Source organism: Streptomyces mirabilis, assembly GCF_039503195.1.
GTDB classification, from domain to species: domain Bacteria; phylum Actinomycetota; class Actinomycetes; order Streptomycetales; family Streptomycetaceae; genus Streptomyces; species Streptomyces mirabilis_D.
The window spans coordinates 1,083,767-1,104,934 of the sequence record NZ_JBCJKP010000001.1 but is presented as its reverse complement, the minus strand read 5'-3'; the positions used below and the strand labels follow the sequence as shown (position 1 = coordinate 1,104,934).

Genomic DNA, 21,168 nt, shown 5'->3' with positions numbered 1-21,168 from the left:
GGTGCTAATGATACGTAAGAATCTTTAGCTGTACTCTTGACGGTCGTGTTCCTAGCGTCTCTGGCATGAACAACGCCCTGACCGCCGCGGCCGCCGGGTTCGGCACCGGCCTCACCCTCATCGTCGCCATCGGCGCCCAGAACGCCTTCGTACTGCGCCAGGGGATCCGCCGCGAAGCGGTCCTGGCGGTGGTGTGCATCTGCGCGGTGTCCGACGCGCTGCTCATCGCGCTGGGCGTCGGCGGCGTCGGCGCGGTGGTCGTGGCCCGGCCCGAGGCGCTCACGGCGGTCGGACTGATCGGCGGTGGATTCCTCCTCGGCTACGGAATCCTGGCCGCACGGCGGGTGCTGCGGCCCTCGGCGCTGGAGGCCGCGGCCGGCGCGGCGGGCTCCCGGCGGCAGATCGTCCTCGCCTGTCTGGCGATGACCTGGCTCAACCCGCACGTCTATCTCGACACCGTGTTCCTGCTCGGCTCCCTCGCGGCCGACCGCGGCCCGCTGCGCTGGACCTTCGGGCTCGGGGCCGCCCTGGCCAGCCTGTGCTGGTTCGCCGCGCTGGGCTTCGGCGCCCGGCTGCTCGGCCGCTTCCTCGCCCGGCCGTCGTCCTGGCGGGTCCTGGACGGTGCGGTCGCCGCGACGATGATCACCATGGGCACCCTGCTGATCGCCGACGCCTGAGACGGCGTACGCGATAGTGAACCCTGACAACTGAAAGATGTATCGAGCAGCCAGGACGGTCGTGGACACGAGCAGGAGCAGTACGGACGGGGCGGACAGCGGGATCGACCGGGGGACGGACGGCGGGGCCGGGAACGGCTCGGCGGCCGGATCCGCCGAACACGACGAGGCGGCGGGAGCGGACCGCACCGGCTGGCGCCGCTGGGCGATGGACACCCGCCCGCTGCGCCGCCCCGCGTACCGCAGGCTCTGGTCCTCCACCATCGTCACGGCGGTGGGCAGCCAGCTCACCGCCGTCGCCGTGCCCAAGCAGATCTACGACATCACCGGCTCCTCGGCCTGGGTCGGTTACGCGAGCCTGGCCGGACTGCTGCCGCTCGTGGTCTTCGCGCTGTGGGGCGGCGCGGTCGCCGACAGCATGGACCGGCGCAAGCTGCTCCTCATCACCAACACCGGCATAGCCGTCACCTCGGTGCTGTTCTGGATACAGGCCGTCGTCGGACTCGATTCGGTGTTCGTCCTGATGGCGCTGCTCGCCGTCCAGCAGGCCTTCTTCGGACTGAACTCCCCGGCCCGCAACGCCTCCATCGCCCGGCTCGTCCCCGAGGACGAACTGCCCGCGGCGAACGCCCTCGGTTCGACCGTCATGCAGACGGGCCTGGTGGCGGGGCCACTGCTCGCGGGTGCCCTGATCCCCGTCATCGGCCTGGGCGAGCTCTATCTGATCGACGCCCTGGCGCTGTGCGTCACCGTGTGGGCCGTGATGCGGCTGCCCGCACTGCCGCCCCTGACGGGCTCCGCGGCCAAACGGGCGGGCTGGCGCGAGGTCGCCGCCGGTTTCCGCTACATCGCGCTGCACAAGGTGCTGCTGCTGTCCTTCCTCGCCGACATCATCGCCATGGTCCTCGGCATGCCCCGGGCCCTGTTCCCGCAGCTGGCCGCCGAAACCTACGCGTCCTACGGGGAAGGGCTCGCGCTCGGCCTGCTGTTCGCGGCGATCCCGATCGGCGCGGTGATCGGCGGACTGATGTCGGGCACGTTCTCCCGGGCCCGTCGGCACGGGCTCATGGTGATCGCCGCGGTGATGGCCTGGGGAGCGGCGATCACCGGCTTCGGCCTGAGCACCAGCCTCTGGGTGGCCGTGGCGTTCCTCGCCGCCGCCGGGGTCGCCGACATGGTCTCCATGGTCTTCCGCGGCGCGATCCTGCTGTCGGCCGCCACGGACGAGATGCGCGGCCGGATGCAGGGCGTGTTCACCGTGGTGGTCGCGGGCGGCCCGCGGTTGGCCGACGTCCTGCACGGAACGGCCGGCTCCGTCCTGGGCGCCCGCGCCGCCGTCGCGGGCGGCGGACTGCTGGTGGTCGTCGCCATGGCGATCCTGGCGGTCGCGGCGCCGGCGCTGCGACGCTACTCGTGACCTTCCGTGCCGGGCGTCAGCTCTCCGAGGCCTGCGCCATCAGCGTCTGGAGGTGAAGTCCCCGGTGGACATCGAGTGCGCCGGACACCCCGGTGCGTACGGCCGTGGCGAACTCCCGGCGCAGCACCGACCAGGTCTCCTCGTGGTCGAGTTCGGTGGCGTCGTAGACCAGCGGGGCCTGCGGACCGAAGAGTTCGATACGCGTGCTGCCCTGCTCGACGTGGACCGATCCGGACAGCGAGGCCTGACTGACTACACCGTCGGCGTGCTCGCAGGTCAGCTCGATCCATCGCCGGGGGTCACCGGTGCCGCGGACCCGGACGATCGGTCCGACAGCGGCGTCCAGGAGATCCAGAAGATGGGGACCCAGGTCGAGCAGGGCGCCGTGCTCGAGCCGCCAGGTGGTGGCGAACTCGCCGCCCAGGAAGGCCCCGTGCAGGAGACACGAACGGGCCCCGGTGATCTCCAGCTCCCGCGCTCTGCTCAGGAACTCCCGGGTGACCGGGTGGTAGCGGTTGGTCAGGACGAGCTGGGAGACGACCCCGGCCTCGTCGACGGCGTCGACAAGGCGCCGCGCCGACGCCAGATCCACACCGAGCGGCTTCTCCAGGAGCAGTGCCTTGCCCGCCTTCGCGGCCAGCGGAGCGAGGTCCGCCTGCACCGCGGGCGGAACGGCGAACGCGACCGCCTCGCAGCCGTCGAGCAGCTCCTCGAAACGTGTGACCGCCGCGGCCCCGTGGGGCTCGGCCGTCTCCCGGGCCGCCTCGGCGCGCCGCGCCCACACCGAGGTCAGCCGTGTCTCGGGACCGGCGGCGAGCACGCGCGCGTGCACGGTCCGTGCCCAGGGCCCGGCACCGACCAGCCCGACCTTCACCGGAGGATGGGGCCACGGCTGCGCGGCATCGGTCTCGATCGCGGTCACGGAGGTCTCCTTGTCCTGGCGCCCGGAGCGGGCTGGGGAAACTCCATCACGGGGACTGGGCTCTCCACCAGGGGGTGCGGTGCGCCGCGGCCCGGCGGGCGGGCCTGCCGGTGAGCGGTTCTCGACCCTCCCTTTCCCTCGTTCTCGAAACGTGGAGTCCGAGAGCTTTCCCGAGGCGCTGGCGGACGCCCTGGCCGGAGGACAGCGACTGATCCGGCGGCGACTGCGCAGGGGCACGAACGCGCCGCGGCTGCGCGGCGCGGAGGTCGAGCTGCTGCGGCTGGTCGTGGCCCGCCCCGGCATCGGTGTGTCGGAGGCCGCCAAGGAGCTCTACCTGGCGGGCAATTCGGTCTCGACACTGGTCAACCAACTGGCCCGGGACGGCTATCTGAACCGCGAGACGGACCCGGCCGACCGGCGGGCGGCACGCCTGCTGCCCACACCGGCGGCGGACGCGCGACTGCGCGACTGGCGTGAGCGGCGCACGGCTCTCGTACGCCGCCAGGTGGCCCGCCTCGACGAGGCCGAACGCGCGGCCCTGGAGGCTGCCCTTCCGGCCCTCCGCAAGCTGGCGGCGAACCTGCACGAGGAGGCCGAGGAGACATGACGCGGAACCCGACGGGCGGGGGAGACCCCACCGAGGAGACGGAGAGGGAGAGGGAAACGGAGACGGAGACCGTGGTGACGGAGACGTCGACCGTGGCGATGGGGGCGGCGGATGCCGGTACGGAGGCCGTCAGCTGTGCCGGGCTCGTCTACGCCTTCGGCGAGACCACCGCGGTCGACGGCCTAGACCTCTCCGTCCACGACGGAGAGGTGTTCGGGCTGCTCGGGCCCAACGGCGCGGGGAAGACCACCGCGATCCGCTGCATCACCACCCTCCTGCCGGTCCCCACCGGCATGGTCCGCGTCTTCGGGCACGACGCCACCCGCGAACGCATGGCGGTACGCCGCCTGCTGGGCTACGTACCGCAGCAGTTGTCCGCCGACGCGAGTCTCACCGGCCGGGAGAACGTGTCCTTGTTCGCCCGCGTCTTCGACGTCGCCCGCAAGGAACGCGCGGCACGCGTCGAGCAGGCGCTCGCGGCGGTCGACCTCACCGACGCGGCAGACCGGCTCGCCAAGACGTACTCCGGCGGCATGGTCCGCCGCCTCGAACTCGCCCAGGCACTGGTGAGCGCACCCCGGCTGCTGATCCTCGACGAACCGACCATCGGCCTCGACCCGATCGCCCGCACGAGCGTGTGGGAGCACATCAACGCCGTACGTGCCGCCACCGGAATGACCGTCCTCGTGACGACCCACTACATGGACGAGGCCGACCAGTACTGCGACCGGGTCGCGCTGATGCACCGCGGCCGCGTCCGTGCCCTGGGCACCCCCGACGAACTGCGCAGGGGCCTCGGCGAGCGGCGCGGCGCCGGGAAGAACGGTGAACTGCCCACGCTGGAGGACGTCTTCCGCGACATCGCCGGCAGCGGCCTCGACGAACAGTCAGGAGACTTCAGCGATGTCCGAAGCACCCGTCGTACAGCGTCCCGTGTCGGCTGAACGCATCCACCCGGGCGGCCTCGACCTGCTCGTCGTCCCACCACGGGCCCGTACCGGCTGGCGGGTGCTGCCCGCCCGGGTCGGCGCGATGTACGCGGTCGAACTGCAGAAGCTGCGCCACGACCGCACCGAGCTGTACACCAGGGCGGTCCAGCCGGCGCTCTGGCTGCTGATCTTCGGTGAGACCTTCACCCGGATCAAGGCGATACCCACCGGCGGCATCCCCTATCTCGACTACCTGGCGCCCGGCATCATCGCCCAGTCCGCGATGTTCATCTGATCCCTCCGTGGATACTCCGCCCTTCAGGACGGAGAGGAAACGGACTCCTGCGGAGCAGGGCAGGGAAAGACGATCCGCCGCCAGGGCGGATCGTCGTTCGCGACCAACTATCCGCAGATTTCCGCAATTTGATGCGATAGTTTGTGAGCTGTGACCATTCACGTGAAGCGGGCATTCAAGTACCGCTTCTGTCCGACCGATGCGCAGGCAGCCGAGCTGTCGCGCACGTTCGGGTGCGTGCGGAAGATCTACAACATGGCGCTCGCCGCGCGCACGGAGGCGTGGGTGACCCGTCAGGAGCGGGTGAACTACAACGCCACCTCCGCGATGCTGACGGCGTGGAAGAAGACCGAGGAGCTGGCCTACCTCAACGAGGTGTCCTCGGTTCCTCTCCAGCAGACGCTGCGGCACCTGCAGACGGCGTTCACCCATTTCTTCGGCAAGCGGGCGAAGTACCCGCGTTTCAAGTCGCGCAAGAAGTCGCGCAGGAGTGCGGAGTACACCACCAGCGCATTCCGCTTCCGCGACGGAGCGCTGACACTGGCGAAGATGACCGAGCCGCTGGCCGTCGTGTGGTCGCGCCCGCTGCCCGAGGGAGCGAAGCCGTCCACCGTGACGGTCTCGCAGGACGCGGCGGGACGCTGGTTCGTCTCCCTGCTGTGTGACGACCCCGGCGTCAAGCCGCTCCCTGAGAACGGGAATGCGGTCGGCATCGACGTCGGGCTGGAGCATCTTCTGACCCTCTCGACCGGGGAGAAGATCGCCAACCCCCGGCACGAGCGCCGTGACCGGGCCGCGCTGGCCAAGGCACAGCGCTGTCTTGCGAAGAAGGAGAAAGGGTCGGCGAACCGGGCCAGGGTCCGGCTGAAGGTTGCGAAGGTCCATGCGCGGATCGCTGACCGGCGTCGCGACATGCTGCACAAGATCACCACTCGGCTCGTTCGTGAAAATCAAACGATCGTGATCGAGGACCTGACCGTGCGCAACATGGTCAAAAACCACCGGCTCGCCCGCGCCATCAGTGACGCGGCGTGGAGCGAGTTCAGGAGCATGCTGGAGTACAAAGCCCAGTGGTACGGGCGCGAGGTGATCGCCGTGGACCGGTGGTTCCCTTCCTCCAAGCTGTGCTCCGCCTGCGGCACCTTGCAGGACAGAATGCCGCTGAACGTCCGCGCCTGGACGTGCGGCTGCGGCATCACTCACGACCGCGACGTGAACGCGGCGCACAACCTTCTGGCCGCCGGGCTGGCGGTGACAGTCTGTGGAGCTGGTGTAAGACCTCAACGGAGTACTCCGGGCGGGCGGTCGGCGACGAAGCAGAAACCCTCACGGCGCGAGCCGTAGAATCCCCCTCCTTCAGGAGGGGGAGAAGTCAACGCCATCTTCTACGGCATCATGATCATCTGGGAGCGGGACGCCGGGATCCTCACCAAACTGCTCGTCACCCCGACCCCGCGTTCGGCGCTCATCACCGGCAAGGCCTTCGCCGCCGGGGTCAAGGCGCTGATCCAGGCGGTGGTGGTCGTCGTCATCGCGGCGCTGCTCGGGGTCGTGATGACCTGGAACCCGCTCCGTCTGCTGGGCGTGGCGGTGGCCGTCGTCCTGGGCTCCGCTTTCTTCTCCTGTCTCTCGATGACCATCGCGGGCATCATGCTCACCCGGGACCGGCTGATGGGTATCGGCCAGGCCATCACCATGCCGCTGTTCTTCGGCTCCAACGCCCTCTACCCGGTGGCCGTCATGCCCGGCTGGCTCCAGGCAGTCAGCCTGGTCAACCCGCTCAGCTACCAAGTCGACGCCCTGCGCGGCCTGTTGCTCGGCACACCCGCGCACCTGCCCCTCGACTACGCCGCACTGACCGTGGCGGCGGCCCTCGGCGTATGGTCGGCGTCGTCACTGCTGGGGCGGCTGGCCAGGTGAGACGGCGATCCGGGCTCCCGCCCAGGGGGGCGCTGGCCGAGGCCGTCAGCAACGGCCAGGTGAGGTAGATCGCAAGCTGCCACCGGGACCGGCTGACGCGGCAACACCACTAGCTCGAACAGCTCTTGCACCTTGCCGACCAGCACAACGTCACCCTGCACGGCCAGGCCCAACCGTCGAGATCTCGCCGACCCCGACGACCCTTTCTTCCTCCGCATCGAGGTGGCACAGGCCTGCCGATCCAGTGACGACACCTCGCGACGCCACGGCTGATCGAGCCGGGGATGGCCGGCCGCACGGCGGCAAGCGTCGAGGTCGAAGCGGACCCACACGGTCTTGCCTCCCGGGCCCTTTGGGGACCACCACGCCGCGTCGGGCAGTCGTCAGCAACCTGGCGTCAGCCGACTACGCCGAAGTCCTGATCGAAGAGGGCGCGGTAGTAAGCGACTTCCGGTTCGGGCTCCATTCAGATGTTGCCGGTGGGGATCTCTGTTGTTGCGTTGTCGGACCACCCGGTTGGTTTCCGCTGCGCTCTTCGAGATGCACGACGAATGGATCGCCCTACCTCGCCGCCACCTCCCCGAAGGTGATATGGGTGATATCTACCGTAAACTCTCTTTTAGTTCCTCTGTGCTACCCAACGCGCCGAAATGCAACCGCCAGTTGATCCCCAACGCGATGACGAGGGCCAGTACCTGGCGGATGCGTGTTCCCGACCGAGTGGCACTCGCTTCGGTATCCTTCCGTGCAGGTCATCGGAGGTCATTTACCCAAAGATTGCTGGGCAGTTGACCTCGGGGTTTCGTGGTAGCGTCCTTGTTCGGAGGGACAGTGCAACCTGAAAGGGAAATCGTGAACACGGAGAAGATTGCCGCTCGCCGCCTCTCGCTGGAAGAGGTGACGAAGCTCGGCGTGAAGGACAGGCTCTTCATTTCCGCCGATACGGCAGAACTCAAGCTTCCCGGCTGCTATGTCCCTGCTTTTCTGACCGAGTCCGGTGAGCATTTCGAGGGCGGCTCGATCACGGCGAGAACCGTATTCCAGGAAGAGGTCTCCTGCCTTCCCGACGACGAGAATGAAGCCGGAATCTACTTGGCCGACGAGAACGGCTCGGTGACCATTGAGGTTCTCCAGTCCGCCGGTGTCGTGCTGGACCTGGCACTTTTCGTCCCTGGTGGGGACAAGGGGGCCCTCACGGCCCTTTACGCTGCGGCCCGGCAGGCATTCGGCGCCGACATCGTGCAGATCTGGCGCCAGGGCCTCAAGGAGGTTCCCGACGTGAAGGTCGACATCTTCGAGGAGCAGATTCCCCGGGGGCGTAAGGGGAGCGACAGCCCCAAGCGTGACCGTCGCGCGATCGACACCTACCCCACCCGTGCGGAGTTCATCGAGTTCTCCGCGGGGTGGAAGCCGGTCGTTGAGATTCACAGGCCGATTGTTGACAACACCCCGACCATCTGAGGTGGCGTCACCTCTCGGTCTCGGCCTGAGAGAACGCCGAGAACGCATGCGCCGGACCCGCAGGGCTTCGGCGTAGTCGGCGGGCGTCACACGCGAGGTTGTTGCGGCTGCTTAGTGTGTCGGGGTGAGTGTCGCCCAAGACCTGCTCGTACTGGGCGAGGGTGGCCTCGTACAGGGGCATGGCCCGGCAGCAGCCAGCCCGAGTGGGCCTGCGGTACGGGCCTCACCTCGAACAGCTTCATCGACTACGGATGGTCGACGGACTGCGATGACGGCGGCGGCACCTACGCCTACTACCCTGTGATGCAGGGCTACGCCAGCGGCATCGGCTGGGGCCCGAAGACCCGCTCCGACAATGAACTGCGCAAGGGATGCGAGACCAGGTCTCCGAATCCGTAGGAGAAGCGCATGGTTGAACGGCCCCCCACGCGTTACTCGCCCGAGGGCACTCCTTTGGGCCGCAGCGCGGACAACATCTGGTTGAGCAACAGCTATTCCACCGAAACCCCGCGCGCCCGCAAGCTGTGGTGGCGTATCAGGGATGCGCTCCGCCGGCTGGTGAAGAACAGTGAGCAGCGCCACTGAAGCACGCGGACCGGCAGGGCCTCCATCTGGCTGGCCGTCTCGACCCGTTCCACTACGACACCGCACCGGCCAACGGCTGGCCCATCGCCGCAAATGGTGACTTCGAGGACTAGTGGCGCTACCACGGGCATCGCGGACGCCGGCGTCTCCATCTCGTATCCCACCAGCAGGAACACGGGCCTACAGTCTGATCGGGAGCTAGCGATGGTCCCCGTCTCAACCTCCTCCCTGGCGCTGAACTGGCAAGGCAAGGGGGGCAGGCGCCCGTCAGACGCAGATCCAGCAGTAGAGGCGATGCCCTCGCTCGACCGCCCGGCCCGCCAGGTCGATGGCCTGCGCGAGGAACTCCGCAAGGCTCTGTGGATCCGGCGGCGTGGGGAACACGTCCGATGCGGCCCATACCTGGGCCATGTGGTGTATTGAACCGCGGTCAGCGGCGGCGAGCGCGTCACGCAGGGCATCTGTCAGCGACAGGCACAACAGTTGCCCATCGTCGGCCGTCGCGAGCAGGTGACCGTACCGCGGGTCCGCCTGGATGGTCTCGGCAGACCGGCCCGAAAGGATCACCTCCGCTGGCAGCAGGTCGACGGTCGGATCCATACCGTTGACGTCGAACCCGTCATAGCCCGTCGCGGTCGGTTCGTCGTCCTCACGCATCACGGCCCGGACCGCGTCGTCATCGTCAGCAGCAGCGAAGTAGCCATAGATAACTCCCATGCGGCGATCTTGGCACCCGCCCCTGACACCCGCTCTCGATCAGTCCATCACTCCGGAGGAACCGCACCCAACCCGGATCGCATGCGCCGTCGCTTCACAACGCCGGGTGCGGGGTCCGGTCGTCGCCGCGCAAGCGCGTGCTGTGAGGCGGGTGACGGCTGCGCTCATCGCCGTAACCACCTTTGAACGCGCGTGGCGTCGGCTATGCGGACTCCGACCGGCGTCCTCTCCTGCCGCTGTCGTCGCTGGTGGTGTCCGTACCGCCGGATCCTTGGGGCTGTGAACGCTGTGGCGCCTGTGCGTCTTGGGCCGCGGCGAGCGGCGCCAGGTGTGCCGAGGCGCTGTCCAGCAGCCCGAGGTCGGCCTTGGTGTGCGCGATGGCGGCGTCGATCAGGACCGCGACCAGCGGCTCGGCGGCGTGGGCCCGGCGTTGCTGTGCCAGGCCGGCGAGTTCGGACAGGTACGTCTGCCGCTGTGCCTCGATCAGTGTGGTCAGGGCGTGCGGGCCCAGGGCGACGGCGCCGAGGAGTTTCAGGAACAGCTCGTCGCGGAAGCCGCCGACACGTACCCAGGCGCTGGTCGCCCACGTGTTCAGCTCGGTCCTGCCGGCCTCGGTGAGTGTGTAGAGGTTCTTGTCGGGCCGGTCGGTCTGCGTGACCTGTGAGCGTGAGACATAGCCGTCACGGACCAGCCGTTCGAGGATCTGGTAGAGGTGGCCGATGTTCAGGCCACCCCACTGCGGGCCGATGGCCTCCTCGAACCGGGCTTTGAGTTCGTATCCGTGGTTCGGCCGCTGGGTCAGCAGCGCGAGTACTGCGTGGTGGAGCGGCATATACCTCTCCCTTCGGCATTGCTCCCTCCTGCATTGTGACAACATACCCTTGAATTGCGACAATGTATGAGGGTGAGGCTGCATCTATGGCTGTGAGCGTGGCGTTGCGCGGGGTGAGCCGCCGGTATCCCGGGCTGACCGCTCTGGACGGGATCGACCTGGAGGTCGCGGCCGGCGAGGTGGTGATGCTGACCGGGGCTTCCGGTGCCGGCAAGTCCACCGTGCTGCATGTGACGGGCGGTATGGACCAGCCCGACGAGGGGCGTGTCGAGATCGACGGTACGGAGCTGGTGCCCCGGAACCTCGACCGCCACCGGCGGCGTATCGGCTTCGTCTTCCAGCGCTTCCATCTGCTGCCCGCGCTGACCGCGCTGGACAACGTGCTCGCCCCCGTCCTGCCCCGCAGAGTGGACTTCGACCGGCGCGAGCGCGGCATGGAACTGCTCGAAGCGGTCGGCCTGGGAGACCGGTCCGACGCTCTGCCCTCGCAGCTGTCGGGCGGTCAGCAGCAACGCGTCGCCGTCGCCCGCGCGTTGGTCAACCGGCCGGGACTGCTGCTGGCCGACGAGCCGACCGGCAACCTGGACAGCGTCATCGGGCGGGAGATCATCGATCTGCTGATGTCGCTGCGCGAGCGGTACGCGATGACGATGCTGATCGCCACCCACGACGCGGAGGTCGCCGCCAACGGCGACCGGGTGGTGCGTCTGCAGGACGGCAGGATCACCTCCGACCAGCGGGTCACGCCGTCCGGCGACGTGCTGAACCGGCTGGGGGGCCTGCGCCCGTGATAACGATGATCCTCGATCAGCTCCGGCGGCGGCGCGGGCGGGCGCTGGCCCTGGCCGCCGGCATCCTGGTGGCGGCGACCAGCTTCACCCTGCTGACCGCGACGGTGAGCACCAGCAGGGCGACCACCGTGGGCACGGTCCGCAAGAACGCACGGTCCGCCTACGACGTCCTGGTGCGCCCGCCGAACTCGCAGACGGACGTGGAACGGCAGAGCGGACTGGTCGAGCCGAACTTCCTGTCCGGCACGTTCGGCGGCATCACCATGGACCAGTACCGGCGCATCCGCGGCATGGCCGGGATCGACGTGGCCGCACCGGTCGCCAACATCGGGTACCTCGTGGTGATGAGCACCGTCACCGTGGACGTCTCCCGCTTCCTGGACAGCAAGGCGTCCCGGCAGATCCTGCGCATCAGCCCGACGCTCACGGCCGGACTGGGCGCCTATCGCACCTCCGACGAGTACGTCTACCTCACCCGTTCCCCCCTGACGTCGGGGTCGTCGTCGGATCAGGTCTTCCGGTCCGACACCCTGGAGAAGGGCGCGGTCGACAAGAGCACCCAGCGCTATCAGCTGAAGGGTAAGTACGACGTCTGCTTCTACTTCAACCGGGACAAGACCGAGCGGACGGACTTCAACCTGCAACTGCCGATGAGGCCGAACCTCATCGCCGAGGATCTCAGTGACAGGTCGGCGTTCGACCGGGACCTGAATTCGTGGATGAACTGTCAGTCCGGGCAGGGCAAGGCCACCATCGACGTTCCGGTCAGTTACCCCGTGCTGCTGTCCGCCGTCGATCCTGAGGCCGAGAACCGCCTGGTGGGCCTGGGCGGCGCGATCGCCTCGGGCCGCATGCTCACCGAGCAGGACAAGCCGTGGACGCTGCCATCCTCCAAGAGCGTCCACGGACAGCACGACTCGTACATCCCGGCGCTGCTCAGCAGCAGCCCGCTGACCGCCGGAACGCTCAACGCCGCCGTCGAGCGGCTCGATGTCGGTGACCCGGCCGAACTGCCCTCCAAACTGGGCAATCCGACAGCCGCCAGTTTCGTCCGCGGCCTGCACGGGACCCGTGTGGGCAAGGTCGGCGTCGATCTGAGCGAGGGCTACCGGAAGGCGCGGGAGGAGGATTCCTTCGACACCGGCGCCTACTGGACGGTGGGCCCTGTCACCTACCGCCGGACATCCGACGGCGGCCTCGCCGTGCAGCCACAGCCGCGGCAGAAGCCCGGCCTGTGGGTGACCAACCAAGAACAGCGGCCCGTCCCCTACGTCCCCGAGGAGAACCAGGGCAAGCAGTACCGGAAGGTGATCAGCCATGCCTCCACGGACTGCCTCGGCCTGGGATACTGCGACCAGGTCGACTCCGGGCGCCTGCCCAATCCCTTCGTCCGCCTGGTCGGCCGCTACGACACCGGCAAACTGCGCGGCTTCTCGGCACTGTCCGACGTCCCGTTGGAGACCTACCAGTCGCCACAGGTCACCGGCGCAGACCCCGCCACGCGCGCGGTGCTCCACGACAAGCCGCTGCGGCCCGACCGCAACCTGGGCGGTTACGCCAGCCCGCCGCCCACCATGCTGACGACGATGGACTCCATCACCGCGCTCACCAAGAGCCGGCGGGTCCCGAGCCTGCAGGACAAGGCGCCGGTCAGCGCGATCAGGATCCGGGTGGCCGGCGTGAGCGGCGTCGACACCGCCTCCCGTGCGCGGGTGAACGCCGTGGCCGGGGCGATCCGGGCCGCCTACCCCCGGCTCCAGGTCGACGTCACCGTCGGCAGTTCCCCCGCCCCTCAGACGGTGGCGCTGAGTCCCTCGGCGCATGTGACGGAGCGCTGGGTCGCCAAGGGCGTGGCACTGCGGATCCTCAGGGCGGTGGACACCAAGAGCGCGGTGCTCTTCGTACTGGTCCTCGTCGTGTGCGCGCTCTTCCTCGGGCAGGCGGCGCTGGCCTCGGTGCGCTCACGCCGCACCGAGATCGGCACGCTGCGCTGCCTGGGCTGGAGCGGCGGTGAAGTACTCCGCCTGGTCCTCGGCGAACTGGCGGTCATCGGCCTCGCTGCCGGAGCCGCGGGCACGGTCCTCGCCTACGCCCTTGGCCGCATGCTGGGACAGCCCGACGTCGGCGCCAAGTCACTCCTCGTCCTGCCGGTGGCGCTCCTCGTGGCCCTGGCGGCGGGATTGATCCCCGCCTGGCTCGCCGCCCGGCTGGGGCCTATGGCAGCCGTCCGACCCCCTGTGACCGCGGCCCGCCGCTCCCGCCCGGTGGGTTCGGTGGCCGGACTGGCCGTGCTCAACCTGCTGCGGGTGCGGGGCCGTACGCTGCTGGGTGCGGCAGGGTTGGCGCTGGGAGTGGCAGCCTTCACCGTGCTGCTCGCCCTGACACTGGCCTTCCGCGGCGAGGCGGCCGGCTCGCTGCTCGGCAACGCCGTGGTGGCGCAGGCACGCGGGGCCGACTACCTCAGCGTCGCCCTCTCCCTGCTGCTGGGTGCCGCCGGCGCCATCGACGTACTGATCATCTCCCAGCGCGAGCGCGCCGCAGATCTCGCGGTGCTGCGGGCGACCGGCTGGACCAACCGCGAGCTGGCGATGCTCACCCTGTACGAGGGGATCGGACTGGCTCTGCTGGGCGGCCTGACCGGCGCGGTGGCCGGCCTGCTCGTGGTGCTGTCGCTCGGTCAGGGCGTGCTGCACGGACACCTCCTTGCGGTCGCCGGCGCCGCACTGCTGGCCACGCTTGCCGCGACCGCCCTGGTGAGCGCGGCTCTGACAGTCCCGATCCGGGGGCTGTCCCGGATCGCCCCCGCCCACCTGCTCGCCGCCGACTGACAGTGAGGATGTGACGTGGTGACGCTGCTGGTGGGTCTGACCCTCCGACTGACTGACGTTTCGACTGTCCTGTTTGGGATTTGTCGGCCCATCGGGTGTTACCACGCACGCGGCCGGACGGGCGCTTGTGACTTCACAGCGCCTCTGTGTGTCAAGCGGCTTGGGCGAGGTGGGTCCGTTGGTCGCGCTTCATGATCCGGTAGACCACGTTGGACAGGCGCCGTTTGAGGGCCCTTCGGGCTTCGGATGGTGTCTTCCCCTCACTGATCTTGCGGAGGTAGTAGTCCTGTCCGCGCCCGCCGTCGCGGATCTGGCAGACGGCGATGGTGTGCAGTACCGAGTTCAGCGCACGGTTGCCGCCGGTGTTGAGTCGGTGGCGGACGTTGTTGCCGCTGGAGGCGTCCAAGGGAGCGCTGCCGGTGTATCTGGCGAAGTGGTGCTCCGTGGGGAAGCGGCTGACGTCCCCGATGTGGCCGATGACCTTGGCGGCCAACACGGTGCCCAGGCCGGGCAGGGTGGTCAGCGTGGTGCGGGTCGCCGCGACGGCTTCGCGCATCTCGGCTTCGTTGTCCTTGACCTGCCGGTCGAGGCGGCGCAGGTCGGCCAGCAGGTCACGAGCTATGTCACGGCGGCAGTTGTCGGTGGCCGTGACCGGCCGGATCCCCTTCATCAGGACGGCGGCCTTGTCGGCCGACAGCCCGGTGGGGGCACCGCCGGGCAGCAGATCGCGAAGCACGGCGTGGAGCCGGTTGAGGACGCGGGTGCGCTCGTGGACCAGGTCGTCTCGCCGCTCGGTCAGGAGCCGCAGGATCGTGGTCTGGTCCTCCTGGACCACGGGTCGCAGGTCATGGCGAAACAGAGCGACCTGGGCAACATGAAGGGCGTCCTTGGCATCGGTCTTCCGGTCTCCTCCGGTGGCCAGCAGCCGGGCCCGGGCCGAAAGGGTGGAGGGTACGTCGACCACGTTCTCGCCCGCGGCGGCCAGCTGCTGGGCGAGCGAGCGGCCCAGGCCGCCAGCACCCTCCACCGCGAAACGGCGGTCGGGCCACTGCTCGCACCAGCGCATCAGCTAACGAAAGGTGCCGGCGTTGACGACGAACCGGCGCTGGGCCACCTGATGGGGTCCAGCCAAGGTGAGCCCAAAAGCCGCCACGGGATGATCTTGGTGAATCAGCAGTGCGGCTCGACGAGAGCCTCGGCCGGGTCGTGCTCGTCTTCCGGGTCATCCTGATCGGTCCAGGCACCGAAGGGGCCGGGCAGGCCAGGTTCGTCGGCGCCGAGCTGGAGGGCGCCGCCCTTGAGCCGGTGCAGGCCGGGGATCACCGGTTGCCTGCTTCGAGCTGGGCGGGGATGCGGCTGGCGCGTAGTTCTTGCAGGTCGGGGATGTGGTTGTAGAGGGTGCCGGGGCTGACGCCGAGGAGCTTGGCGATCGAGGTGATCGAGTGCTCGGGGTTGGGGAGCATGTCGCGGGCGGCTCGGATGATGTCCGGGTTGATGACGGTGGGCCGGCCGCCGACCTTGCCGCGGGCCCGGGCGGCGGCCAGTCCCTCGCGGGTGCTGGAGATGATCAGCTCGCGGATGAACTCGGCGAGGGCGGCGAAGACGTGGAAGACGAGCCGACCGCCGGGGGTGGTGGTGTCGAGCCGTTCGTGCAGCGAGGTGAAGCCGATCTCGCGCTTGCGCAGTTCGCCGACCATGGGGATCAAGTCCTGGAGGGAGCGGCCGTAGCGGTCGAGGGCGGGCACCACCAAGGTGTCGCCCGGGGCGAGGAAGGCGTGGCACGCCTTCCGCTCGGGCCGGGCGTCGTTCTTCCCCGACTTCTTGTCGGCGAAGATCCGGCGGCAGCCGACCGCGCCCAGGGCGTCGAGCTGGCGGTCGAGCTTCTGTCCGCCGGTGGACACCCGTGCGTATCCGATGCGGATCTCGGTGCGGACGGCGGGCTCGGCGACCAGGAGTTCGAACTGGGCGTCTTCAACGGCGTCGGGGATCAATCGAACCGTGGTTATCGGTGAGATTGATCTTGAACAGGGACAGGCCCCGGCCGGTTGGCCGGGGCCTGCGCCGTGAGTGTGCTGGTGTCAGGGGTCGGCTGCCATGGCGTGGCTTCTGGAGTGCGGGTCTGTGATGCGGTTCAGCTCCCGGGTGATGGGTGAGGCGTATCCGGTCAGGGGCACCGGGCTGAGGACGACATCGGCGCCGGTATGGCCGACGAGCCGTTCTACCCGGTCGGCGGGCAGTGCCTGGTAGGGGTTGGTGCGTGCGGGCACGACCATGGTGGTGGTGCGGGCGGGTCCGGCGCGGGCGATGACGGGCAGTACGGCGGCCAGGATCGCGTCGGCTTCGGCTCGGATGCGGCGTCCTCGGGCCAGGTGGAGCAGGGCGTTGATGCTGAAGCCGGTGCTGCGGACGACGGCCGCGGCGGTGACCTGGTGCCCGGTGCGGGCGGCGTGGTCGGCGGCCCGGGTGGCCACGGCGGCATCGGCGCGGGAGCCGGTGAACAGGGCCAGGACGGAGCCGTCGCTGCGGAGCGTGAACGGGTAGTCGTGTACCTCGCGTGCCGGGGACGTAGCAGCGGGCCGGGGGGTGCGGGTCGTGGTCATGGCGATTCCTTTCCGTGCGTGCCGCGGACTGCGGGCCGATCGGGTGCGGGAGCCGTCTCGTCGCCGCGGTCGGCGGGAGGGGTCCCGGTCATGGCCGGGATGCCGTCGGGGGCCCCGTCCTGGTTGCGGGTGGCGATCAGGGACCAGGCGATGGAGACGGTGATGGTCACCGCGATGACGCTGAGGGTGAGGGGGATGGGGAGCTTGCCGACGGGGGTCTCGGACAGGATGAGCTTGACGCCGGCGAAGGCGAGGAGGACCGCGAGGCCGTAGTGGAGGTAGGCGAAGCGGCGCAGGAGTCCGGCGAGGCAGAAGTACAGGCTTCGGAGCCCGAGGACGGCGAAGGCGTTGGCGGTCCACACCAGGAAGGTGTTGGTGGTGATCGCCAGGACGGCGGCGACGGAGTCGACGGCGAAGATCAGGTCGGTTGCCTCCACCGCGACCAGGACCACGAACAGCAGCGTCGCCACGCGCTTGCCATTGCGACGGATGAAGAACTTGTCGCCATGGAACTTCGGGTCAGTGGGGATGAGCTTCTTGACCAGGCGTACGACCGGGTTGCGGTCGGGGTGGACCTCTTCGTCCTTGGAGACGGCCATCTTCCAGCCGGTCCAGATGAGGAACGCACCGAAGACGTAGGCGGTCCAGAAGAACACCTGGAGCAGTTCGGCGCCGACGAAGATGAACACCAGCCGCGCGGCCAGGGCGCCGAGGACGCCCCAGAAGAGGACCTTGTGCTGGTAGGCGTCGGGGACGGCGAAGAAGGAGAAGACCAGCGCGAAGACGAAGACGTTGTCGATCGACAGGGCCTTTTCGATCAGGTAGCCGGCGTAGTAGGTGGAGGACACCTCCCCGCCCTGCCACGCCAGCAGGATCAGGCCGAAGCCGAGACCGATGGCGATCCAGATGCTGCTCCAGATCGCGGCCTCCTTGAAGCCGATGACGTGGTTGTCGCGGTGGGCGATCAGGTCGACGGCGAGCATCACGCAGATGCCGAGGGTGACCGCGGCCCACACCCACAGCGGGACGGCGAACGACAGGTCATTCATCGCGAAACGTTTCCTCTCCAAGAGCCGGACGGCACGTCACCAGCGGGCGGCGCGGTCACGGCGCCGGCGATTGCAGGGGCACCCAGGCGGCGGGGGCGACGGCGTGGACGAATGGGCCGCCACGCAGGGCCGCGGCCTCGATCAGGGCGTGTGCGTCGAGCCCGTGCGGGCCGCGGCGAGCGGCCACCACGTCCGGGGCCCGGTGGCGGGAGGCCAGCGCCAGCAGCTCCTTTGCCGCCGCCAGCCGCGAACCCCTGCCGACGGGCAGGTGGAACACCTCGGGGATGTAGCCCGTGGCGTGCGGGCCGACCTTCGGCATCACCCGGGCCAGCACCGCCCGCACCGACGCGGAGGCCGGACCGAGGGAGGAACGGCGCACATGCGGGGTCATCACAGCGATCAGCAGCAGCGGCACCCTGCGGGCCAGCGCGATGCGGGCGGCCGCCTCGGCCACCGCGACATCGTCAATGCGGTCGGTCAGCACCGCCGCCACCGGCTGGACCAGACCCGCCCGCGCGACGCGGGGAGCACGGTCTCGGTGGGGGTGGGAGAGCAGTCGGGTCATGGCACTTACCCGCCTTCCATAACAGGAGGAATCCCCTCCAGCGTCACCCGCCCACCCGACATACGTCAACAGTTACGCGAAAACCTTTTCGCTAATAAAGGTTCGCACGAGGGGATGAATATGCGAACCGGACTTCGTATGATGGAGGTCATGAGTAGCTCATCGGCACGCGGCGACCAGTGGACGTTCCTGACCAACCACGCACGGGTGCTGCTGTGGATCGCCCGCGACCCGGAGGTGCGGCTGCGGGACGTCGCCGCCGGGATCGGTATCACCGAGCGGGCGGTGCAGATCATCGTCGCGGACCTGGAAGCGGCCGGGTACCTGACCCGGACCCGGGTGGGCCGCCGCAACCGCTACACCATCGACCCCACGGTGGCCCTTCGCCACCCGTCCGAGGCCGACCACCCCGTCGGCGACCTCCTGGGCGCCTTCCTCCACCGCGAGGACACCCCGGACAGTGCAGGCGCCGAGCCGGAGGCGGCCGCCAGGCCGTGACCGAGGAACCATTGCCGCCCGGGGTGTGTGAGGTCATCGCGGGCCTTGTCGGGGTCCAGCCAAGGGGAGCCCAAAAGGGGCAGTGGGATGATCTTGGCGAATCAGCAGTGCGGTTCGACGAAAGCGTCTTCGGCCGGGTCGTGCCCGTCTTCCTGGCCGTCCTGATCGGTCCAGGCTCCGAAGGGCCCAGGCAGGCCGGGCTCGTCGGCGCCGAGCAGGAGGGCCCCGCCCTTGAGCCGGTGCTCGCCGGGGATCACCGGCTGCCCGCTTCGAGCTGGGCCGGAATACGGCTGGCCCTCAGCTCCTGCAGGTCCGGGATGTGGTTGTAGAGCGTGCCGGGGCTCACCCCGAGGAGCTTGGCGATCGAGGTGATCGAGTGGTCGGGGTTGGGCAGCATGTCGCGGGCGGCCCGGATGATGTCCGCATTGACGACGCTGGGCCGGCCGCCGACCTTCCCCCGGGCACGGGCGGCGGCCAGGCCCTCGCGGGTGCCGGAGACGATCAGCTCGCGGATGAACTCCGCTAGCGCGGCGAAGACGTGGAACACCAGCCGGCCGCCGGGGGTGGTGGTGTCGAGCCGCTCGTGCAGCGAGGTGAAGCCGATCTCCCGCTCGCGCAGCTCGCCGACCATCGTGATCAGGTCCTGCAAGGAACGGCCGTAGCGGTCGAGGGCGGGCACCACCAAGGTGTCGCCGGCGGCGAGGAAAGCGTGGCACGCCTTCAGCTCGGGCCGTAGGTCGTTCTTCCCTGACTTCCTGTCGGCGAAGATCCGGCGGCAGCCGACCGCGGTGAGGACGTCGAGCTGGCGGTCGAGCTTCTGTCCGCCGGTGGACACCCGTGCGTATCCGATGCGGATCTCGGTCCGGACGGCGGGCTCGTCGCCCAGGAGTTCGAACTGGGCGTCTTCAAGTGGCGTGCTCACGCCCGGAATCCTGTCAGAAAACGGTGCCCGAGGGTTGTTGAACCACCTAGGTTTTTGAAGGAGTTTTTGAAGGCGCTGGGGTCCTTCCTTGGGCCCGCCCGGCGATCTTCAAAAAACGTTGGTTTGTTGAAGTCTGGCGGAAGGTCGGTGCCCTCGCCCGAACGCTTCAGCGTCGGCGGCGGTTGAGCACCCCGATGAGAGTGGCAAGGTCGGCGGCACCGGCCGGGTCATCCGCGTAGCGGGTGGTCTGGAGGGGGCCGACCTCAGGAAGGACGATGTCCTCCCGCGCCAGGACATAGACCAAGGTCAACAGTGCGGCGCGGGCATTGCCATCGGTGAAGGGGTGGAAGAACGCCACGTCGAGGTAGGCGCGGGCCGCGCGGGCCGCCAGCGGGATGTCCGGGGCGGTCGTCTCGTTCAGGCAGGAATCGAAGTCGGCCTGCGTGTGAGGGGTCAGACCGTAGCGCTCGCGGCCGGCCTTCGCATAGGCGTCGCTCACGCGGAACGGTGCCCCTGTTGCAGCGAGGACTTCGCGTTGCCAACGGGCCAGCAGAGCGAAGTTCAGCGGGGTCTGGCGTGCGGCATCCTCCCGGGCCAGGGTGTGCGCGGCGAGCAGACGCTCAGCGCGAATCGGGTCGCGCCGACGCACCGGTCCCTCGCACCAGGACCGGAACCCGTCGCGGCCGGCCGGGACCCGTTGCAGAGCCGGTGAATGCCGCCAGTCGACCTCGCGGCGCACGCGCAGCCAGACCGAGGGGCTGTCAGTAGCGGTCATGGAGCTTCTCCAGCGCTTCCCACTCGCGGTGGTCCCGGTACGGGGCGCGGCAGGTGAGGCCGACGGCGAGATCCTCGCCGACCGATTCGATCAGCGTCCGCTCCGGATAGACCCAGCTCTTGAACCGGCCACCGATCGCACGCTCCACCGCTCGCGCGGCTTCGGCCCTATCCATGCCGGTACTGGTGAGGAACCAGCCCAAGACGATCGATGCTTGCCCGTACCAGCCGCCCTCCGCGCCCGAGTCCAGGGTGTAGGTCACGAGCCGGACGCAGGCCCGCTCCAGGTGCCAACTGCGATCCTCGGGCGAGGCGTCCGGCGACGGCGCCAGTTCGGCGAAGCGCTGGGCCGTTCGCTCCAACCACTCCCGCCACTCCAGCAGCGCGGCCACGACTCGTTCTGCGGTCTCGTCGGGGGTCGTCACCGAGCTCGGCCCGCTGACCCAGTTACCGATGGGCCCGCCGTAGCGATAGCACCAGCTCCATCCCCAGGCCCAGGTGCCGTATCGCTCCCGGATGATCGCGTCCACCTGGCTCTCGCACCAACGTTCTCCCTGCCACCAACCAGCCGTACCGGAGAGCACGGGCGGCACCCACTCGCGGACCAGCGAGCGGAGGCGTTCCTCCTCGTCCTCGTCCCAGGCGAACGATTGGCGGGCAGGGTCGAACTCTTCCCAGTCCCGAATGCCCTCGTAGGTGACGCGGGGCACGCGGTTGTCGGGGAAGGGCAGGGTGTCACGGTTGTACGTCAGGGCTGGCCACTCTTCCTGTCCGATGTG

At 69.1% G+C, this 21,168-nt stretch carries 24 protein-coding genes and 2 pseudogenes; 12 read left to right on the top strand and 14 right to left on the bottom strand.

The features are described 5' to 3' along the window. The first annotated feature begins 65 nt into the window (after positions 1-65). A complete protein-coding gene (locus tag AAFF41_RS05600) occupies positions 66-677 on the top strand; it encodes a LysE/ArgO family amino acid transporter (protein ID WP_343323591.1) in 612 nt (203 codons plus the stop codon). A 61-nt stretch (positions 678-738) separates the two neighbouring features. Continuing rightward, a complete protein-coding gene (locus tag AAFF41_RS05595) occupies positions 739-2,094 on the top strand; it encodes an MFS transporter (RefSeq protein ID WP_388404766.1) in 1,356 nt (451 codons plus the stop codon). A 16-nt stretch (positions 2,095-2,110) separates the two neighbouring features. Here AAFF41_RS05595 and AAFF41_RS05590 read toward each other — a convergent pair whose 3' ends face one another. Beyond that, a complete protein-coding gene (locus tag AAFF41_RS05590) occupies positions 2,111-3,016 on the bottom strand; it encodes a Gfo/Idh/MocA family protein (RefSeq protein ID WP_425526107.1) in 906 nt (301 codons plus the stop codon). Between the two features lie 151 nt (positions 3,017-3,167). On the opposite strand from AAFF41_RS05590, the gene AAFF41_RS05585 reads away from it, so the two are divergent. The 6 genes and pseudogenes from AAFF41_RS05585 (at position 3,168) to AAFF41_RS05560 (ending at position 8,228) form a co-directional block, all read left to right on the top strand. After that, entirely contained in the window at positions 3,168-3,623 is a 456-nt protein-coding gene (locus AAFF41_RS05585) for a MarR family winged helix-turn-helix transcriptional regulator (protein WP_319752769.1), read from the top strand. Positions 3,624-3,721: 98 nt separating this feature from the next. Next, positions 3,722-4,567 carry an ABC transporter ATP-binding protein gene (locus AAFF41_RS05580; protein WP_343326253.1) on the top strand — a complete coding sequence of 282 codons (846 nt, stop codon included), beginning with the start codon at positions 3,722-3,724 and terminating at the stop codon, positions 4,565-4,567. Further along, positions 4,527-4,844: pseudogene (locus AAFF41_RS05575) on the top strand (ABC transporter permease); the annotation flags it as partial. The gene AAFF41_RS05580 and the pseudogene AAFF41_RS05575, both read left to right, overlap by 41 nt. Before the next feature lie 153 nt (positions 4,845-4,997). Further along, entirely contained in the window at positions 4,998-6,191 is a 1,194-nt protein-coding gene (locus AAFF41_RS05570) for an RNA-guided endonuclease InsQ/TnpB family protein (RefSeq protein WP_319752768.1), read from the top strand. Between the two features lie 33 nt (positions 6,192-6,224). Continuing rightward, positions 6,225-6,767 (top strand): annotated as a pseudogene (locus AAFF41_RS05565) (ABC transporter permease); the annotation flags it as partial. Between the two features lie 852 nt (positions 6,768-7,619). Further along, positions 7,620-8,228: a hypothetical protein gene (locus AAFF41_RS05560; protein WP_319752767.1), complete on the top strand. Its 609-nt coding sequence runs from the start codon at positions 7,620-7,622 to the stop codon at positions 8,226-8,228. Between the two features lie 7 nt (positions 8,229-8,235). On the opposite strand, the gene AAFF41_RS05555 is transcribed toward AAFF41_RS05560, so the two are convergent. Continuing rightward, a complete protein-coding gene (locus AAFF41_RS05555) occupies positions 8,236-8,409 on the bottom strand; it encodes a tetratricopeptide repeat protein (RefSeq protein ID WP_164404832.1) in 174 nt (57 codons plus the stop codon). Between the two features lie 227 nt (positions 8,410-8,636). On the opposite strand from AAFF41_RS05555, the gene AAFF41_RS05550 reads away from it, so the two are divergent. Continuing rightward, positions 8,637-8,813 (top strand): hypothetical protein, encoded by a 177-nt coding sequence (locus AAFF41_RS05550; RefSeq protein ID WP_319752766.1) that lies wholly within the window; start codon positions 8,637-8,639, stop codon positions 8,811-8,813. A 267-nt stretch (positions 8,814-9,080) separates the two neighbouring features. Here AAFF41_RS05550 and AAFF41_RS05545 read toward each other — a convergent pair whose 3' ends face one another. Beyond that, entirely contained in the window at positions 9,081-9,530 is a 450-nt protein-coding gene (locus tag AAFF41_RS05545; protein WP_319752765.1) for a hypothetical protein, read from the bottom strand. A gap of 202 nt (positions 9,531-9,732) precedes the next feature. Continuing rightward, entirely contained in the window at positions 9,733-10,362 is a 630-nt protein-coding gene (locus AAFF41_RS05540; protein WP_143600109.1) for a PadR family transcriptional regulator, read from the bottom strand. Between the two features lie 86 nt (positions 10,363-10,448). Between AAFF41_RS05540 and AAFF41_RS05535 the strand changes: the two genes are divergently transcribed. Further along, entirely contained in the window at positions 10,449-11,153 is a 705-nt protein-coding gene (locus AAFF41_RS05535; RefSeq protein ID WP_319752764.1) for an ABC transporter ATP-binding protein, read from the top strand. A gap of 5 nt (positions 11,154-11,158) precedes the next feature. Then, a complete protein-coding gene (locus AAFF41_RS05530; protein ID WP_343323589.1) occupies positions 11,159-13,981 on the top strand; it encodes an FtsX-like permease family protein in 2,823 nt (940 codons plus the stop codon). 151 nt (positions 13,982-14,132) lie between these two features. Here AAFF41_RS05530 and AAFF41_RS05525 read toward each other — a convergent pair whose 3' ends face one another. From AAFF41_RS05525 to AAFF41_RS05500, 6 genes are all read right to left on the bottom strand, one after another. After that, on the bottom strand, positions 14,133-15,047 hold the full coding sequence (locus AAFF41_RS05525) for an IS110 family RNA-guided transposase (protein WP_343323588.1): 915 nt from the start codon (positions 15,045-15,047) through the stop codon (positions 14,133-14,135). 104 nt (positions 15,048-15,151) lie between these two features. Next, positions 15,152-15,304, bottom strand: coding sequence for a hypothetical protein (locus AAFF41_RS05520; RefSeq protein ID WP_319752761.1), 153 nt, complete (start codon positions 15,302-15,304; stop codon positions 15,152-15,154). After that, on the bottom strand, positions 15,301-15,972 hold the full coding sequence (locus tag AAFF41_RS05515; protein ID WP_319752760.1) for a recombinase family protein: 672 nt from the start codon (positions 15,970-15,972) through the stop codon (positions 15,301-15,303). Before AAFF41_RS05515 ends, AAFF41_RS05520 begins: the two co-directional genes overlap by 4 nt. Before the next feature lie 87 nt (positions 15,973-16,059). After that, positions 16,060-16,581, bottom strand: coding sequence for a hypothetical protein (locus AAFF41_RS05510; RefSeq protein WP_319752759.1), 522 nt, complete (start codon positions 16,579-16,581; stop codon positions 16,060-16,062). After that, complete coding sequence (locus tag AAFF41_RS05505) at positions 16,578-17,630, bottom strand: TerC family protein (RefSeq protein ID WP_343323587.1); 1,053 nt, start codon at positions 17,628-17,630, stop codon at positions 16,578-16,580. Before AAFF41_RS05505 ends, AAFF41_RS05510 begins: the two co-directional genes overlap by 4 nt. A 55-nt stretch (positions 17,631-17,685) precedes the next feature. Beyond that, a complete protein-coding gene (locus AAFF41_RS05500) occupies positions 17,686-18,195 on the bottom strand; it encodes a universal stress protein (protein ID WP_319752757.1) in 510 nt (169 codons plus the stop codon). Positions 18,196-18,345: 150 nt separating this feature from the next. On the opposite strand from AAFF41_RS05500, the gene AAFF41_RS05495 reads away from it, so the two are divergent. Next, the gene (locus AAFF41_RS05495; protein ID WP_319752756.1) at positions 18,346-18,693 is read left to right on the top strand and encodes a helix-turn-helix transcriptional regulator; all 348 of its coding nucleotides are present in this window, start codon (positions 18,346-18,348) and stop codon (positions 18,691-18,693) included. A gap of 101 nt (positions 18,694-18,794) precedes the next feature. On the opposite strand, the gene AAFF41_RS05490 is transcribed toward AAFF41_RS05495, so the two are convergent. The 4 genes from AAFF41_RS05490 to AAFF41_RS05475 all read right to left on the bottom strand — a co-directional run bounded on the left by AAFF41_RS05490 (position 18,795) and on the right by AAFF41_RS05475 (position 21,099). After that, positions 18,795-18,950: a hypothetical protein gene (locus AAFF41_RS05490; protein WP_319752755.1), complete on the bottom strand. Its 156-nt coding sequence runs from the start codon at positions 18,948-18,950 to the stop codon at positions 18,795-18,797. Beyond that, a complete protein-coding gene (locus AAFF41_RS05485) occupies positions 18,947-19,615 on the bottom strand; it encodes a recombinase family protein (RefSeq protein WP_343323586.1) in 669 nt (222 codons plus the stop codon). Before AAFF41_RS05485 ends, AAFF41_RS05490 begins: the two co-directional genes overlap by 4 nt. Before the next feature lie 166 nt (positions 19,616-19,781). Next, entirely contained in the window at positions 19,782-20,390 is a 609-nt protein-coding gene (locus tag AAFF41_RS05480; RefSeq protein WP_343323585.1) for a Fic family protein, read from the bottom strand. After that, complete coding sequence (locus tag AAFF41_RS05475; RefSeq protein ID WP_319752752.1) at positions 20,377-21,099, bottom strand: hypothetical protein; 723 nt, start codon at positions 21,097-21,099, stop codon at positions 20,377-20,379. The genes AAFF41_RS05480 and AAFF41_RS05475 overlap by 14 nt, the downstream gene beginning before the upstream one ends. Positions 21,100-21,168: the final 69 nt, after the last annotated feature.